At 41.4% G+C, this 15590-nt stretch carries 17 protein-coding genes and 1 tRNA gene; 6 read left to right on the forward strand and 12 right to left on the reverse strand.

What is annotated here, in order from left to right; all coding sequences use genetic code 11:
- Positions 1 to 45: 45 nt before the first annotated feature.
- Positions 46 to 130, forward strand: a tRNA-Ser gene (locus ACLHR0_RS19905).
- Between the two features lie 247 nt (positions 131 to 377).
- On the opposite strand, the gene ACLHR0_RS19910 is transcribed toward ACLHR0_RS19905, so the two are convergent.
- The gene (locus ACLHR0_RS19910; RefSeq protein ID WP_436488940.1) at positions 378 to 1895 is read right to left on the reverse strand and encodes a DUF5060 domain-containing protein; all 1518 of its coding nucleotides are present in this window, start codon (positions 1893 to 1895) and stop codon (positions 378 to 380) included.
- Between the two features lie 129 nt (positions 1896 to 2024).
- Between ACLHR0_RS19910 and ACLHR0_RS19915 the strand changes: the two genes are divergently transcribed.
- Both ACLHR0_RS19915 and ACLHR0_RS19920 read left to right on the forward strand, forming a co-directional pair.
- On the forward strand, positions 2025 to 2915 hold the full coding sequence (locus ACLHR0_RS19915; protein ID WP_436488941.1) for a helix-turn-helix domain-containing protein: 891 nt from the start codon (positions 2025 to 2027) through the stop codon (positions 2913 to 2915).
- Between the two features lie 226 nt (positions 2916 to 3141).
- Positions 3142 to 4818: a hypothetical protein gene (locus ACLHR0_RS19920; protein WP_436488943.1), complete on the forward strand. Its 1677-nt coding sequence runs from the start codon at positions 3142 to 3144 to the stop codon at positions 4816 to 4818.
- Positions 4819 to 4897: 79 nt separating this feature from the next.
- On the opposite strand, the gene ACLHR0_RS19925 is transcribed toward ACLHR0_RS19920, so the two are convergent.
- Positions 4898 to 5362 carry a hypothetical protein gene (locus ACLHR0_RS19925; RefSeq protein WP_436488945.1) on the reverse strand — a complete coding sequence of 155 codons (465 nt, stop codon included), beginning with the start codon at positions 5360 to 5362 and terminating at the stop codon, positions 4898 to 4900.
- A gap of 189 nt (positions 5363 to 5551) precedes the next feature.
- On the opposite strand from ACLHR0_RS19925, the gene ACLHR0_RS19930 reads away from it, so the two are divergent.
- Entirely contained in the window at positions 5552 to 6322 is a 771-nt protein-coding gene (locus tag ACLHR0_RS19930; RefSeq protein WP_436488947.1) for an SDR family oxidoreductase, read from the forward strand.
- 19 nt (positions 6323 to 6341) lie between these two features.
- The gene (locus ACLHR0_RS19935) at positions 6342 to 7247 is read left to right on the forward strand and encodes a helix-turn-helix domain-containing protein (protein WP_436488949.1); all 906 of its coding nucleotides are present in this window, start codon (positions 6342 to 6344) and stop codon (positions 7245 to 7247) included.
- Positions 7248 to 7292: 45 nt separating this feature from the next.
- Here ACLHR0_RS19935 and ACLHR0_RS19940 read toward each other — a convergent pair whose 3' ends face one another.
- Positions 7293 to 8051 (reverse strand): SDR family NAD(P)-dependent oxidoreductase, encoded by a 759-nt coding sequence (locus ACLHR0_RS19940; protein WP_436488951.1) that lies wholly within the window; start codon positions 8049 to 8051, stop codon positions 7293 to 7295.
- Between the two features lie 105 nt (positions 8052 to 8156).
- On the opposite strand from ACLHR0_RS19940, the gene ACLHR0_RS19945 reads away from it, so the two are divergent.
- Positions 8157 to 8513 (forward strand): winged helix-turn-helix transcriptional regulator, encoded by a 357-nt coding sequence (locus ACLHR0_RS19945; RefSeq protein WP_429050329.1) that lies wholly within the window; start codon positions 8157 to 8159, stop codon positions 8511 to 8513.
- Between the two features lie 165 nt (positions 8514 to 8678).
- Here the strand turns inward: ACLHR0_RS19945 and ACLHR0_RS19950 are convergent, their stop codons facing one another.
- The 9 genes from ACLHR0_RS19950 to ACLHR0_RS19990 form a co-directional block, all read right to left on the reverse strand.
- Positions 8679 to 9224: a hypothetical protein gene (locus ACLHR0_RS19950; protein WP_436488953.1), complete on the reverse strand. Its 546-nt coding sequence runs from the start codon at positions 9222 to 9224 to the stop codon at positions 8679 to 8681.
- 71 nt (positions 9225 to 9295) lie between these two features.
- Positions 9296 to 10381, reverse strand: coding sequence for a type I restriction endonuclease (locus ACLHR0_RS19955; protein ID WP_429050325.1), 1086 nt, complete (start codon positions 10379 to 10381; stop codon positions 9296 to 9298).
- A 30-nt stretch (positions 10382 to 10411) separates the two neighbouring features.
- Entirely contained in the window at positions 10412 to 11404 is a 993-nt protein-coding gene (locus ACLHR0_RS19960) for a DUF4407 domain-containing protein (RefSeq protein ID WP_429050323.1), read from the reverse strand.
- Between the two features lie 11 nt (positions 11405 to 11415).
- Positions 11416 to 11979, reverse strand: a complete 564-nt coding sequence (locus ACLHR0_RS19965; protein WP_429050321.1) for a hypothetical protein — start codon at positions 11977 to 11979, stop codon at positions 11416 to 11418.
- A gap of 8 nt (positions 11980 to 11987) precedes the next feature.
- On the reverse strand, positions 11988 to 12389 hold the full coding sequence (locus ACLHR0_RS19970) for an HNH endonuclease (RefSeq protein ID WP_429050320.1): 402 nt from the start codon (positions 12387 to 12389) through the stop codon (positions 11988 to 11990).
- A gap of 283 nt (positions 12390 to 12672) precedes the next feature.
- On the reverse strand, positions 12673 to 12882 hold the full coding sequence (locus ACLHR0_RS19975; protein ID WP_436488956.1) for a hypothetical protein: 210 nt from the start codon (positions 12880 to 12882) through the stop codon (positions 12673 to 12675).
- Positions 12883 to 12985: 103 nt separating this feature from the next.
- Entirely contained in the window at positions 12986 to 13651 is a 666-nt protein-coding gene (locus ACLHR0_RS19980) for a response regulator (protein WP_436488958.1), read from the reverse strand.
- Positions 13648 to 15324, reverse strand: coding sequence for a tetratricopeptide repeat protein (locus ACLHR0_RS19985; RefSeq protein ID WP_436488960.1), 1677 nt, complete (start codon positions 15322 to 15324; stop codon positions 13648 to 13650). The genes ACLHR0_RS19980 and ACLHR0_RS19985 overlap by 4 nt, the downstream gene beginning before the upstream one ends.
- 108 nt (positions 15325 to 15432) lie before the next feature.
- Positions 15433 to 15576, reverse strand: a complete 144-nt coding sequence (locus tag ACLHR0_RS19990) for a hypothetical protein (protein WP_436488961.1) — start codon at positions 15574 to 15576, stop codon at positions 15433 to 15435.
- Positions 15577 to 15590: the final 14 nt, after the last annotated feature.

Genomic DNA, 15590 nt, shown 5'->3' on the forward strand with positions numbered 1-15590 from the left:
CGAATTTTTTTTTATTTTCAATTTCTTTTATACTTTTGCGTCCCTGGAGAGTTGGCAGAGCGGTCGATTGCGGCAGTCTTGAAAACTGTTGACTGTAACAGGTCCCGGGGTTCGAATCCCTGACTCTCCGCAACCACATTGTTAAAATGGTTAAAGCCTGTAGATGCAAAATCTACAGGCTTTTTGTATTTAGAAAAATGCCGGATAAATGCCACTGATTTCGGTTAAATGAAAGCCTGAAGGAAAACAAAAATGTTACAGCTACTATTCTGCAAACCGTTGGTATTAAAGAACATGATGGGATGGTAATTGCAGTTGTTAACAGGTAAATGAATAAATAGAGATATCCGTTAGTTATGATGAGGTACATTGCTATCCTACTTATTTCTTACAATTCTCACAGCAATATATGGTTTTCCCGGTAACCCGATTAAGCTGTGTCCTGAAAATTTCTTTTCCAATGGTGTGATGGTCATATTCCATGTGTCAATCACTTCAACATTGTAGGATGCGTCTGTAGGAAGATCAATAACAATGCTCCGCGGTTGTGCATCATTCAAATACCCCAAATAGTATTCATGTTCAATGCCGACGCATGAAAATGGTGCCCACGTAAATAAAGGAACAGGTTTTAATTCCCCGGGCGCCGCTTCAATAATCTGGCGGAGGAGCTTGATCCGATCGGGGCTTTTTCCTATCATCACACCGCCTTTCGACCACCATAAAATATCGGATGATTTACCAGGAAGCCGGATAGGATCTTCAGTAACATAAGTTTCTCCATGTCCTACAAATCCTCCATTGGTAAAACCTCTCCAAAACTTTTCAGTCATGGATTGAGCAGTTAAATTACCCCACGACCACGGTATGTTTCCTTCATATCTGCATTCATCAAAAATAACAGGCTTTTTATATTTCGCCCTGTACTCTTTTGCCTTATAAGTGTTTTCTTCCTGAATGCTTACATGCGTAATGTAGGGATTGGTATGATCATAGAACCGAACACCATTATGAATACTAAGGAGGTGGTGAAACTTATCTTTAGTAGCGAATTGCTCAATATAATAGTCCCAGTCACTCATTTTCTTATTCTGCATAAAATCATACTCGTTGGCCATGCTCCACCAAACATTCTTGAAAGCTGCGAATCGTGCAATGATGTAATTGATATAAAGGTCGTCGGTAGCTCTGTCGAGCGAACTAAATCCCCAACGGTCGTAAGGATGGAAAACAATAAGGTCTGCTTGAATGCCTAGTGAATCGAGCTGCTTTATTCTTTCTTCGATGTTCCTGAAAAAGGCAGGGTTTAATTTGTTATAGTTCCAGTTTTTTAGCGGTGATCCCTCAAAAGGATAATACACAGGTTCATTATTGTTCCAGTCATAGCTCTTTGGAAAAATGCACATGCGCATTTTATTAAAATAACCCTTCGATAATGTTTGGAGCGTTACTTCGGCCAAACTATCACCCTGGTGTACCCAGCTATAGCAGGTGGTTCCAAACGAATAATGTGGGGTACCGTCGGCATATGCAAAATAAAAACTGTCTTTTACTGCTACAGGACCATGATTATCTTTTTGCGCGGGAGTACATACAAAGCTTCCTTTTTTATTAGTAAGGTTTTTGACATTGCTTAAAGTTACATAGTTCCATTTTCCTTCGTTTGGAGGCATAAACCTGATTTTATAAATGCCATTGCCGTCGTAAAAACCAGGAACAGAAATAGTATCCTTGTTCTTAATAAATCTGCCTGTTAGGTTCACATCTGTAAATGGATTTCCTTCAGTTGACCCATTAAGTATTAATTCAAAGACTTTCCATTTTTCAGTAGTATGCTGCGCATAAAGTGAGCAATTGCAAATAAGCAGCAAGAAAAAAATACTTTGAATTTTCATACGTGTAATTTTAGTATCATTGAAAAAGGTACCCTACCCGGTGCCAGTTTGATAAGTGCCGATATTTCAATTAAAAATGTAAATTTAGCATCGACATACTATCAAAACTAGCCTTATATCCTAATAAACATGTCAAATACCGGGAAGTTATATACATTTGATGAAGGACGAAGCGAATTTAAACCGTACGGTTTAACGTGCGAATTATGGACACCGGCTTTGATGAGAAAGCCGGACAGACACAATGAAGTCGAAATAAACTATCTTATAAGCGGGGGTATAACTTACCTTTTTCAGGGAGCTAAAATAACTATTCCTGAAAAAAGCCTGTGTGTGTTCTGGGGGCTCATTCCACATCAAATTGTTGACGCTACATGTTCTGCTCCGTATTATGTATGTACTATTCCGTTAACACTGTTTCTGGAATGGAAGCTACCTGCCCTTTTTATTGACAGCATACTTAAAGGGGATGTTATTATAGAAGACCCGGGAGAGCATTCGTTGTTTGATACCTTTCTTTTTAAAAACTGGTTGAAAGATCTTTCTGAAAATAATGATAGAGAAGCGACTTTGTATGAAATGCGTGCCAGATTAATAAGACTTGCCACCAGGGTCTTACCTTTAAAACAGCATGAACGATTGCAAGTACAAGCCGGTGAAATTGGGAAGGTTGAACAAATGGCTTTATATATTGCGCAAAATTATATGAATCCGCTTAAGATCGCTGATATCGGAAGAGCAATTGGGTTACACCAGGATTATGCAAATGTGATATTCAAAAAAGCTTTTGATACGACCATTAATGATTATGTAATCCAGGAAAGGATATTGCATGCGCAACGGAAATTAATTACCACGGATAAAAAAATCACCGAAATAGCTTTTGAATGTGGCTTTAACTCCATAAACCGTTTTAACGCAGCTTTTCGGAAAATCAACAAATGTACGCCGCGGGAATTCAAAAAAAAGAATACCATTAACAACGCAAACCAGGATGGAAATGCCGCTGAACGCGCGTGAGCAATTGTTAATAGTTCCCCCTTCGATATTACGATATCAGAAAATGCTTCTATGGTGGTTGAAATCATGTTATCAATGTTTACCCGACAGCATTTTTACAAAAAAAGCTTAAATGAATAATTTTAAGATAAAAATCAACTATCTGACACTAAGCGCATGCCTGTCCATAATAATTGGACAGACATGCGCGCAGTCGTCCGTTCAGCCACTTCCATACATCCTCGACATGGTGCATAATAACCCCGGAGAAGCACCTTATGTAACAAAGTATAATGATCCGGTTTACATGAAATCGCAAGGGTTTAATGGAATGGTAACCCATTGGTTTGTTAATTGCGCCATCACTTACGATAACTATGAAAAGGGCATTATCCCTGAAAACAGTAAAGAGCGCGAATGGATTATGGCGAAAGCAACGGATATCGATAAAAAGCTGATGGCCTGTAAGAAGGCCGGTATGCGTGTTTATCCATTTACCGATTTCATTGTTTTTCCAAAGTCTTTATGGGGAAAATATGGCAATGAAATAACAGGTAAAGGCAAGGTAGCCGGTACCGGAGGCATGGACGAACGATCGAGAAAGCCCGATATGCAAAGCAAAAGGACACAGGATATGCTTCGTGCACAAATAGCCGGCATATTTGAGCGGTTTGCTCAACTGGACGGTTTGACGCTTCGCTTTGGCGAAACATATTTGCAGGACGCCCCCTACCATATGGGAGGAGGACCCATACGTGATGGTAAGAGCGGTATAGAAGATCAGGTGACGCTGATAAACCTTTTACGGGAGGAGATATGTGTAAAGCGAAACAAGAAGCTGTTTTATCGTACCTGGGATTTTGGATATAATTTCCATAACAACCCCGATTATTATCTGGCGGTTACCAATCAAATAAAACCACATCCAAATTTAATTTTCGTCATTAAATATCAGCAAGACGATTTTCACCGTATGACACCATTTAATCCCACCCTCGCTATCGGTAAACATGCGCAAATAGTGGAGGCGCAATCAAGGATGGAAGCTTACGGAAAAGGTGCGCATCCCTATTATACGGCCCAAGGTGTCATAGATGGCTGGCCGGAGACGAAATATGAAATTATTTTTGGGCGACATGAATTCAACGGAAAACTGAACGATCCTGACAACCCGCGGGGAGTAAAAGATATTTTAAGTAAAGGATTATTAAAAGGAGTTATGACATGGTCAAATGGAGGCGGGTGGGACGGACCGTATATCATTAATGAATTATGGGCAGATTTGAATACATACGTCCTTTCGCAATACGCACAGCATCCCGATAAGTCCGAAGAAAGAATTTTTTATGAGTTTGCCCGCAAGCTTGGATTAACTGGTTATGAGGCCGATCTGTTCAGGCAATTAAATCTATTGACTATAGAGGGAGTGCGGAAAGGACAATTGAACAGTTATACCGCTAACGCCGTTTGGTGGAGTCGTGATCAATATTTTTCAGCGGCAGAAAACAAAAATATAGTTAATGAAATCATTAACAAAGGAAAAGAAAGAGAAGTGTTGGCTGAAAAAGCGGAAGCTTCAGCCATATGGAGGCAGATCGAAGCGTTATCGAAACAAATTCATGTAAACAATGCAGCAGATCAGGAATCTATTGAAGTGTCGTGCACTTATGGCCGGATAAAATATGAATTGATTGAGCAAATGTGGATATTGATGATTGAAAACGGCATAGCAAAACGGAACGGCAGTTTCAATATAACGGCGATTAAGCAGGCCATTAACCGTTACGATCTTTTATGGTCGGAATGGAAGGCTTTAAAATTATCCAGTAAATATTGTACTACTCTTTATACTGATTTGGCTTTTAGAAATCAACGAAACGGAAGCATAGGAGAGCTGGTCGACAGTTTAAGAAAGATTTTATGACGATCGTTATATCTATGATCTAGATCCTTTGGTTGCTGGATTCCTGAAACTTTTAGAGGATTTGAGGTATCACACATAATTATTCGAGTGTAATGGGTTTGTCTTTCCTTTTAAAATCAAACCACATTACCTTATCCTGCGCAGCTGATTTCAGGTATAAAATATTCTTATAAAAGGCAACCCCGCTTCCAGAGTATATTCCAGCATCGAAATCCTTATCTTTCTTTAAACGGTTGTGAACCGCATTAAAGAAGGACTTAATCGTGGGCATTGGATTTTTACTAATTAAACGCAGCGCAAGCAATTCTACATCCGTATCTGTTTGGCGGCCCCCTTTGCCTTCAATGCAATAATCAAATACGTCATCTGCATAAAAATTCGTGTCATCATTCAGTGTAACTTCCTGAGCGCTGAAGAAAAACTGACTATAGTCCCTATCCGGCTGGTCAGCAAAAACATCCAGTTTAACATACTCCGCCTGCAATGCTGCATCTCTTTTTTCCAGATAAAGATGCACCTGGTATTTCTCCATCAAATCTTTCACCCATCCACAAATACATCAAACGGAACAATCACATTTATTAAAGAAGCCATAAATTCTATAAAAATTTATATTTAAAATATCTTACACCTTAACTAAAGTTAAATATTTCTATTGTTAATCATCCTACGGATAGCAGAAGTAAACTCAATTAGGGATTCAGGCTACACATTTGACGGTTTAGGCTAAGCTATGACCGATGCCTTTGTCGACCTTTGTACAATGGAAAACAAAATTAAAGGAAAAGTAGTCGCTATAACAGGCGCCAGCAGTGGAATTGGTGAGGCTACGGCAATTATGCTGGCAGCGCAGGGTGCAAAAGTAGTTTTAGGCGCCCGTCGTAAAGATCGATTAGAAGATTTGGTTGGCCGGATCAAAGCGGCAGGTGGCGAAGCAGTTTATTTAGTGACGGATATCAAAAACCACGGTGATTTAGTGCAATTGGTTCATTTAGCCTGTGAAACTTTCGGGCGTTTGGATGTGATAGTAAATAACGCTGGAATTGCCCGTTTGTCGAGGGTCGACGCTGTTCAGGTCAGCGATTGGGAAGAGATGATTGATGTCAATCTCAAAGGAACCCTGTATGGTATCGCAGCTGCCTTACCAATTTTTTTGAAACAGGGTTTTGGTCACATCATCAATATCATATCAACTTCCGGTATAAAAATTGTGCCCCTGCAGGGTGTGTACGCCGGTACCAAGAATGCAGTGCGTACCATCACCGAGGCCATGCGCCAGGAGTCAGGCGGGCTATACCGTGTAACCGGAATCTCACCTGGTTTGGTTAATACAGAACTGATAGATCATATCAAAGACGAAGCAGCCAGAATAGCTGTTAAGGAAAAGGCAGCACAAATCGCGATCACTCCTGATGCAATAGCAGCTGCGGTGACCTATGCTATTAGCCAGCCGGATCATGTGGAGGTGGGAGATATTGTTGTCCGGCCAAGTGTACAGGATTAAACTTAATTTAGCATGAATCATGAAACCTGCACAGCAACCCATTATATTTAAAACCATTTCTGAATTGATGAGGGGAATGGGTATGCCCAAACCCCTGCATCCTTTGGTGGCTGTAGTAAATTACGATGCTACCAGGATCAGCCGGGAAAACGCAGGACGAAGTTTTTTGATCGACTTTTATAAGATCTCCTTTAAACAAAATTTCAGGGGTCAGGTTAAATACGGGCAGGGCTATTATGACTTTGAAGAAGGGGGCCTGGCTTTTTTAGCGCCCAATCAACTGGTTACTATGAGTGGTGATGAAAGCAGTTATGAGGGCTATACGCTGTATTTTCATGCCGATCTTATTCGCAATTATCCATTAGGCAAAAACATGGATCGATATGGTTTCTTCGCCTACGCAGTAAATGAAGCCTTGTTTCTTTCTGAAAAAGAGAAGAAAGTAATTGGTACCCTGTTTGAAAGTATTGCTGCCGAACTGGATAATAATACTGACGCTTTTAGCCAGGACGTGTTGGTTTCGCAGATTGAATTGCTGCTTAATTACAGTAACCGGTTTTATAACCGTCAGTTCCTTACCCGGAAAGCTGTCAATAATGACCTGATCAGTCAAATGAATAGCTTCCTGGCTATCCGCTTCACAGATCACATAGATGGAATACCTACTGTTCAGGAGGTTGCCCGGCATCTCAATGTTTCACCCAGATATCTGACGGATATGCTCAAAACACTAACTGGGCAAAGCACACAGCAGCATATTCATGACCGGTTAATAGAAAGGGCTAAGGTAATGCTAACAACTACCCGTATGAATATTGCCGAAATCGCCTACCAATTGGGATTTGAACACCCACAATCCTTCAATAAATTATTTAAGCGAAATACTGCTCTTTCACCAAACAAGTTCAGGCAATCTTTTAATTAGCAAAAAAATCCCTGCTTCATCCGGAAGCAGGGATTTGAAAGCAACTTAAAAACCATACATACCACCCGAAACGGAAATCTGTTCTCCCGTAATCCAGGCCGCATCATCTGACGCAAGAAATACGGCGGCTTTCGCAATATCTTCGGGCTGGCCTCTGCGACCAAGCGGCGTATTGGCAATAAACATTGTTTCATACTCACTGCCAGCAGTGACGCCGGCACTACGTGCTCCTTCTGTTTCCGTAGCGCCCGGCAAAATGGAATTGATACGGATGTTTTTTGCACCCAGTTCTTTCGACAAGGAAATCGTTATGGCGTCTAAGGCTGCTTTAGTTGCAGAGTACAACGAGGCGGCAGGAAGCGGCATTTTGCTTGCGCCCGAACTAATGTTGATAATATTGCCGCCTTTACCGCTGAACAGTTTCAAAGATGCCTGGATAGCAAGTATAGCCCCCAAAACGTTGGTGTTGAAATGCTGGTGAAAGCTTTCTGCTGATACCAGTTCAATAGGCGTGTATCCCTGAAAGGCCGCGTTGTTTACCAAAATATCCAACGTGCCGAAAGCCTTTTTTGTTTCTTCAAACAGCCTGGTTACATCCGCTTCCTTCGATACATCGCCCTGTACCGGAATGGCGATGCCTCCATTGTCAGTTATCTCCTTAACCACGCTATCTGCGCCTTCTTTACTTGTAGCATAATTCACAACTACCTTTGCGCCTTCCGCCTCAAAATATTTGGCGATAGATGCGCCTATTCCTTTTGATGCACCTGTAACCACCGCTACTTTGTTCTTTAATCTACTCATTGTTTCTTTTTTTAATGCTTGAGCGACAAAGGTAGGATTGGTAAGTTATTATTAGTAACTTCGTGCTGAAAAGTAACAGTAACATAGGTGTAACAAAGTAACATTATGGGGTGTAAAATAGAAGAGTTTCAACAGGAACAAAAGAAAAGAATGAAAGCTGTTCAGGATTCAATGGACGTGCTGAATGGGAAATGGAAGATTTCTATCATCTCATCTATTTGCTGTTATGGCAAAAGGCGGTTTTCAGATATTTTGAATGATGTAGAAGGAATTTCCAACAGGATGTTGAGTAAAGAATTAAAGGAATTAGAAATAAACCAGTTGGTAAAGCGAACCGTTTTAGATACACAACCCATAACGGTTCAATATGAACTTACGGAACACGGTGATACACTACAAACCATCATCAGCAATCTGACAGATTGGGGCATTGTACACCGGAAGAAAATTGTCGGGAAATAATATAGGCTTCATGAACCGCCGCCGGGAACGAGGGTAAAAAATGGCGTGCGTGAAAGAATTAAAAAGGAGAACAGGGAAAGAAGGAAAAACAGCAGCATTGGTAGTATGCAGCTGTTTGAGAACTGATCTTAAATCCCTGTCCTTTAAGGCACATCATTCTGCCAATCAGAGTTTGGCCTTCGCATCATTCAATAGTGACAGCAATTGAATGATATCCCCATCCTTCATAAACACATAGGACTTCTCATCAAATCGCTCTATTTTTAAAAAGGTGGACCATTGCTTTTTTGAATAAAAGCAGCCTGCCTGCAAGCCGCGGCTTTTATATTCAACTTCAGTATATACTTCTGGTGTGGTCGGCATTATCTTGTCTTTTATAATGTTTAAAGATTTAATTAGCGCGTCAACCTCATCTATATCAAGCAGTCCTATTTTTGTATCGGATGAATATGCTCCGGAATACGCATATTCAAAACGTACTGCCTTGGTAGTTTCTCCGCCAATCAGGTCTGTAAATTGGGCAACTTGAATCTGGCAGCCCCTCAGCGATCCAACGTCCGTAAATTGTCTTTGTATTAGAGACCCGGATTTGTTTGAGAAAAGCTCTGCCTTGCTTTTTTGTTCTTTTAGATCTGTATTGGGTTTCGCCGTTTGAGAAAAAGCCGAATAGAATGGGGTTATAATTGCCAAAATTAAGATTACTTTTTTCATAGTTGATGGAGGTTTATTTAAAAGATTTTTTGAACGACATCATAACAGTTGCTGCTATATACTTAGCACGTTTAAGCCTGAACTTTTTCTGAATCATACCAATCAACCGTCTTATGCAGTATTTCTTCGAACTTAAAAAGGTCATCGATAGTTAAAATCTCCGTCCTCGTTTCTTTTTTTTGCTCGTCAAAAGTGCCAATATATTTTCGCACACCGTTAAAATACAGTCTGCATATCGTTTTTCGATTATTATCATCCAACAGTATGGCGAAATAGGATTGAGCATCGCGATATGCTATCCTGGCCGGTTTTATCTTTTGACGGAGCATCGTCTTTACAATCATGTAACCTTCCTTTTCCTCTTCGGTGGTTTCAATCACCGGGGCCTTTTCTTCTACATTTGTTGTTGCTAATTCTTTTTCAGCATCAGATGGCGCAGCCTCATTTTCCTTTTTCAACGCAGATTTAAGCCTTTCAGTTATCAGGTCATTAATGTATTGTTGTATTGACCTTTTGGTAAGCGTACCCAGTTGCTCAACAATTTTTGACGTTAACATCCCCTTATATATCTGCTTGGCAAAGAGCTTGATCAACCCTTCAGAAGGATTTTGAAATTCAATATTTATCAGCGTTTTGAGCTCATTCATATATTTTAGCTCGCTTGCAGTAGTTTGAATGCTTTCTATGTTGAAATATGACTTGTGAAATTTCTTTAGTTCTTCAATCTGGTTATCTTTTATATCTGTAACATTAAATTCAAAGAATGGCTTTTCATCCATTTTATTCTGCTCTGCCAGATCTGTATAAAACCGGTAAATTATTCCATTGGACAATAGTCCGAACTTAGCGGCTGTAGTGTGAAAGTACCGGAAAAGCTGGGAGTTGTGCGGATCCAGGCTTTCTCCCCAATGCTTACATTCGATAAGTATAGAAGGCTTGCCTTCTTTCAGGATTGCATAATCGACTTTTTCGCCTTTCTTGATCCCGATATCTGCAATGAATTCCGGCATTACTTCAAATGGGTCAAATACATCGTAGCCCAGTACTTTAATGAAAGGCATAATAAAAGCATTTTTAGTAGCCTCTTCTGTTTGAATCTGGTTTTTAAGCTTTTCGACTTTGTCGCCGAAGAGTTTAATTTCATCTTTGAAATCCATCTTTTTTATATTAATGTTGTTGGAAATCTATTACTGAACTGCTTTCCCGAGGGCATCGAGCCGTCGTATCTGTAAGTTCATGTGGTGCAGCACCACCTTTTCGTAATCATTGGATTTGTCGCTCGCCTTACTGAAAAGCACCAGCATCTCTATAAACAGGAAAAACAGGATCCACAGGCACCAGAAAGCTAATGCAACGGACGATGCGGATAACATATGCATCATGATCGTTAACTCATCCAGGAATCCGGTATTCGCTTTCATTTCTTTTTCAAGTGCAGGCTTAATGTGGAGTAAATCGTTTTCCTTTTGGGCTCTTTGTTGCCGCATGGCGCCAATGGTGGAGTCAAGGGACGGTAGCAATGCTATTTTGGGATTTGGCACCAGCGTAGTTCCAACAGTAATGTCACTTATCGTTTTCCAGGTGGTGGTATCCCTGCCTGAAGATGTAACTGTTGCCACGGGTACCCGTCTTGTTGCTGTTTGCGTAGTTGTGGCAGTTGTGGTGGTATGTTTACTGATATCTGCGATGTAATTATCTTTTTCCTGTTCTTTTTTATTAATCGTCGTATCCAGCGCTGCAATCTGCTTTCTTAATTCTTCGGTTTTCGAGGGTAGTATACTGTCAACCTTGTTCGAAACGTAGGAAATTTTCTCTATCTCAATATCTTTTTCGAATATTATCTGATCGATGATCACCGCGCCCAGAACAGACATAATTAGCGCCAGGCAGCATCTGAAAAATCGTAGTAGCCAGCTCGGATGGATGGATAAGATGATTTGCTTTTCAACCTGTACAATGATGACGATGGAGAGAAGCCCGGCCAGTATGCAACCCGGTAAACTGAGTGACAGGTAACGGTGGGCAAAAGTAAAACCAATGAAGAACCAGAGAATGCAAACGATCAGCATGGCTGCGGTGTACTTTTTCACGGATTTGAATGCGGCTTCGCTGCAGTTCCGCAGGATATTATAATTGTATCCGGTGAGGAAGCAGCCGAAACGGATCCAGAGATGTTTCATAGCGCAGGGTTTTAAAGGTTTTTGTTCAGAATCATGTGACTGGAAATTGCCGCAAGGCCATTCCTGAATCCGCGGGTATAGCTGATAATGATGCCATGTCCGACTCCCTCGTTAAGCTTTGCCTGTTCTTCGATTTCTTTGACCTGCCTGATGTGGCTTTCGGCAATTTCCTTTTTTACGGTAAGCTCTTCCACCGTATCTATCATTCCGCTTCTGCTCCTGCTGGAGATGTGGAAGTTTATTTGCCGGATAAAGTCGTCGTAAAACGTTTTTACCTTCCGGATTGATCTTTCCAGGTCATTCTTCAACGCGATCACATTTTGATCCAAATGAGTGATGTCCGGATTTATCAAAGCATCATTGTACCCTTTAGACTCATAATTCTTGTCGAGGAAATCGTATAGAAGATGTAGTCCACCATTGAGCGGTGTAGCAGCTTTCCCGTCAGGCTGGTCTCCCGGTGCATCCTTCTCAATGAAAGTAGTTTCCGGGATATCGGGTATTGCGTTTTCAATTGCCAGATGGTGGTTGTGACCATTTTGACGTTGCCGGTTGAAAATATTGAAGAGGCTCATATGTTTTATTAAATAGTGATTGTCGGCACCTTATATTTATTATGCCCTTTATTATGACAGGATTCGCAAAGCGTGATGAGCAAGCGATCGGGGTACTCCCAGGGAAGGCGGAACTTCTGCTCGCTTGCTATAAACTGGTATTGCCGGTGATGTACCTGCAAGTCTTTGTCGCTACGGCAATGCACACAACGATGCATATCGCGGTGTAGTATTTCTTTTCGTCTTGCCTTCCAGTTGGGGTGAAATAGAAGGGCGCCATAACTGCCATGCGATTTAACGTTCAGGAGGTCCTGCTTTTTAGGTGTTACCGGAGGCGACTTGGCAGGAATATCTTCCTCGATATATCTGCGATAACATTGGTCTCCCTTAAACTGCAAATATTTATACGGCGCGTCGTTTGGAGTTGTCATAATAGTACAGGTTGGAGTTTATTGAAATATAATTTATTGCTCCCACTTACAAAGGGTTCTGGTTGTCATTGCTTTTTCAAGGGAAATGCTGATGATTCGGTGCTTACAATTACTTAGCCCACGGCAATCCGATTTATAATGATACTTTGTAGCACTTTTGCTGTCACAGACATACACCGTTATTGGGTTGCAGTGAGTATAGCTTATAAGCAGCCAGGTATACAGGAGTTTCATGGTTCGATCGGTTCTGAAGACAAGGGGCACATAGAACTGGCATTATTGATTAAGTCGTATGACAAAGCCTGCAACAATGAATACAGCCATTCGACTTTTTGTAGCGTTTTGTTGCTTCGCGAACCGCCTCCTGGCAGGTTTCAAATCCTCCCAGATAGGTCCGGTTATACATCATGGGAAAGTATTCGCAGGTGCTGACGTGAACTTCATGATCGCCGTTGAGCTGGGGGTTGTTGTTTACATAATAGTTCTGTTTCATAGTGTTGTTTTTAATTTATGAAACAAAAGTATATTTCATCAACCTCCTTTTTTTATGGGAAACCGTAATCAGTTATTTTCTTTCGAAATTTCTTTTGAGATGCTTATATAGCACCTAAATCCTTGCAGTGGGCCACCAGTTGTTCATTTTTGGTAAAGCCAAGTGCATCTTTCATCTGATTGAGTTTCTTTTCTACGCTGCTTAGGCCGGATGGTTTTATCCCGTTGCGTTGAAGGTGCGCGGGTATGTCTTTCTGCAGCATTCCCTGCGCAAGCAACGTTATGATCAGGATATCAAATTCTGAAAATGAGTAGGCGTTCTTTTTGTCGATCGACTGCCTGATATGATATGGCAAATAACGCCGGTGCTGGGCTATTTCATTGATGGCTTCTTTAAGCGACCGGATGTCGTTTCGGCCTTTGGCGACAAAACCGTCTATGTCGTACTTGTTGTAAAGTTGTTCAATAACAGCCGGCTTGTTTTCCAATGAGAAGACCAGGATATTCAGATCGGGCTGTACTTCCCGGGCAGCGGCAATCAGCTCTATACCACCAGATAATACCTGCTTATGATCATCCTGAATGAATGATAAATCTGTAATCAGGAGATCGAAGGAGTTTCCGGCTTTAACTGCCTGTGTGATCTTATACAAAGCATCATCGCAATAATAGGCATGTGCTATATCTGTGATAGCCAAATCTTCCAGTGTTTTCTGCAGAGAAATATTGGCGCTTTCGATATCTTCAGCAATAAGTACCTTTTTAATCATAAGGATTGAGCTATTGGAATGGAAATGTGAATTTTTAATCCTTTAGCAGGATGCTCAAATGTATATTGCCCGTCAATTCTTTTAATACGGTTTCCCGTATTCTGCAGTCCGTTTCCATACTTAACTTGCGGAGAAATACCGATGCCATCATCGGTATAGAGAATCTGAAGCTGGTTGTTTTGACATTCGAATTTTATCATCACGGAGTTGGCCTGGCTATGTTTTTTCATATTGATCATTAATTCCTGGAGAATATATTCAACTTCATGCTGAGCCTGCGCACTGATCCGGCTCCAGAGCATAGGACCGTTGCCGAAGATCAGGACCTTGATTTGTTCAGATCCAAAAGATTCCAGCAGGTTGTCAATTTTAACGTGAAAAGGGATCTTTGAGATAGTGGGGTTTTCGTAGGAGATATCGCGGGACTGCTCATACAGCACCTCGATCTTATCTATTAATTCCTCCTGATCTACAGACGCTTTATGCTCAAGTTCTGTCATGATGCGGTACAAGCCATTTGCTACCACGTCATGTACTTTCTGGGAGGTTTTAAGCTGATATTCCTGTATTGCCTGCCGGGATGCAAATTCAATTTGTTGCCGGCGCCGGCGGTACCGAAGGATTAAAGCGATTCCGGCGATAATGAAGAGCAGGATGGTTAGCGCCAGTATGAACCGCTGTACTACCAGCTGGGTTTTCTTTTGTGCATTATCTTTTTGCAGCTGAAGATTGTCGGCTTTGTTTTTTGCGGCTTCATACCGGATTAATGCAAATTGGTTCTTCGCGGCGTTCTTGGCCGTTTGGATACTATCCGTCAGGTGTTGGTAGCGGATAAAATATGGTTTCAGCAGGTTAGTGGGGCTGAGGGTAATAAGTTTTGAAAGTGCTTCGACTTCGTCGTCCGGACTGTTCATTTCCCTGGCAATTTCGTACCTTCTTACCGCATAATGAAGCGCCGAATCGGGGAGGGAGAGCGAATAATAGTCTGATAGATGCGCGTAACTGGCATTGAGTCCCCTGATATCGTTAGAATCCTTACGGATTTGTAATGCACGTTGCAGCTCAGGGCCGGCGGAATATGCAGCGTTTTTCAGCCATTTAGTTTTGGCATAGTTGGAAAGTACCCGGGCATATTCTTTTTTGTTCTTACTCTCGGCCAGCAGGGATTTGTATAAATCGATAGCCTGGTCATAGTCGCCTTTTTTCTGGTAAGTAAGGGCTATGCTGTTAAGGGCAATGGTCCTGGCCTTCGGATGTTTTATATATTTGAGTGCCTTGCGATAGTAGTCGATAGCTGCGTCATAGTTTTTAAGGTTAAGGCAGATATTGCCCAACTCATGGTAAATTGAGCTGAGGCATTCCTGGTCTTCTTTTTTGTGTTCATCAAGATAAGTAAGGGATTTCAACAGGCTTTCCTGTCCTCCGTAATGGTCTCCCTCATATGCCTGGATGATACCCATATAAGTATAGGCCATTGCAATTTCCAAACTATCTGTGGCCCCGGTGGCAACGAGATTAAAATAATAAAAGGCAGAATCGTTGTTGTTGTTATTGAAAAATGATTCCCCTTTTTCCAGCGTGGGTGCAGAAATCGGTTGCGGGGGTTCCTGGTTGGAAGTACAGGCTAAAAAACCGCTGAGGAGTAGGGGCAGGATAATGTTTGAGGGGCGCACTAAGAATTATTTCTCTTAAAAGTATCGAATTTCTCAATTTTGAGGAATTATTATTGGTTGGCGCTAAAAAAGTGAGGCAAGAACTTCTTGCCTCACGGAGATGATACATCAGGGTTTCCTTGGAGGAATTGTTCCGGTTTCGCCGCCGGTATCGTCCAAAGTGGTGACCTGTTCGCCATTGTTATGATTGTTGTTATTGGGATGGCATGGGCTCAGGAATGCCAGGAAGAAGCCTAATATGATGTGAAACATTGTTTTAGTTTTTA

The sequence above is a fragment of the Chitinophaga sp. ARDCPP14 genome (assembly GCF_051362515.1).
In the GTDB taxonomy this organism is placed as follows: Bacteria; Bacteroidota; Bacteroidia; order Chitinophagales; family Chitinophagaceae; genus Chitinophaga.

Bases quoted from the DNA above. Each gene is read 5' to 3' on its own strand.
- ACLHR0_RS19940 (WP_436488951.1), bottom strand. From the start codon at position 8,051: ATGAGTAGATTAAAGAACAAAGTAGCGGTGGTTACAGGTGCATCAAAA.
- ACLHR0_RS19945 (WP_429050329.1), top strand. From the start codon at position 8,157: ATGGGGTGTAAAATAGAAGAGTTTCAACAGGAACAAAAGAAAAGAATG.
- ACLHR0_RS19950 (WP_436488953.1), bottom strand. From the start codon at position 9,224: ATGAAAAAAGTAATCTTAATTTTGGCAATTATAACCCCATTCTATTCG.
- ACLHR0_RS19930 (WP_436488947.1), top strand. From the start codon at position 5,552: ATGACCGATGCCTTTGTCGACCTTTGTACAATGGAAAACAAAATTAAA.
- ACLHR0_RS19920 (WP_436488943.1), top strand. From the start codon at position 3,142: ATGGTGCATAATAACCCCGGAGAAGCACCTTATGTAACAAAGTATAAT.
- ACLHR0_RS19960 (WP_429050323.1), bottom strand. From the start codon at position 11,404: ATGAAACATCTCTGGATCCGTTTCGGCTGCTTCCTCACCGGATACAAT.
- ACLHR0_RS19935 (WP_436488949.1), top strand. From the start codon at position 6,342: ATGAAACCTGCACAGCAACCCATTATATTTAAAACCATTTCTGAATTG.
- ACLHR0_RS19955 (WP_429050325.1), bottom strand. From the start codon at position 10,381: ATGGATTTCAAAGATGAAATTAAACTCTTCGGCGACAAAGTCGAAAAG.
- ACLHR0_RS19980 (WP_436488958.1), bottom strand. From the start codon at position 13,651: ATGATTAAAAAGGTACTTATTGCTGAAGATATCGAAAGCGCCAATATT.
- ACLHR0_RS19990 (WP_436488961.1), bottom strand. From the start codon at position 15,576: ATGTTTCACATCATATTAGGCTTCTTCCTGGCATTCCTGAGCCCATGC.
- ACLHR0_RS19970 (WP_429050320.1), bottom strand. From the start codon at position 12,389: ATGACAACTCCAAACGACGCGCCGTATAAATATTTGCAGTTTAAGGGA.
- ACLHR0_RS19915 (WP_436488941.1), top strand. From the start codon at position 2,025: ATGTCAAATACCGGGAAGTTATATACATTTGATGAAGGACGAAGCGAA.
- ACLHR0_RS19910 (WP_436488940.1), bottom strand. From the start codon at position 1,895: ATGAAAATTCAAAGTATTTTTTTCTTGCTGCTTATTTGCAATTGCTCA.
- ACLHR0_RS19965 (WP_429050321.1), bottom strand. From the start codon at position 11,979: ATGAGCCTCTTCAATATTTTCAACCGGCAACGTCAAAATGGTCACAAC.
- ACLHR0_RS19975 (WP_436488956.1), bottom strand. From the start codon at position 12,882: ATGAAACAGAACTATTATGTAAACAACAACCCCCAGCTCAACGGCGAT.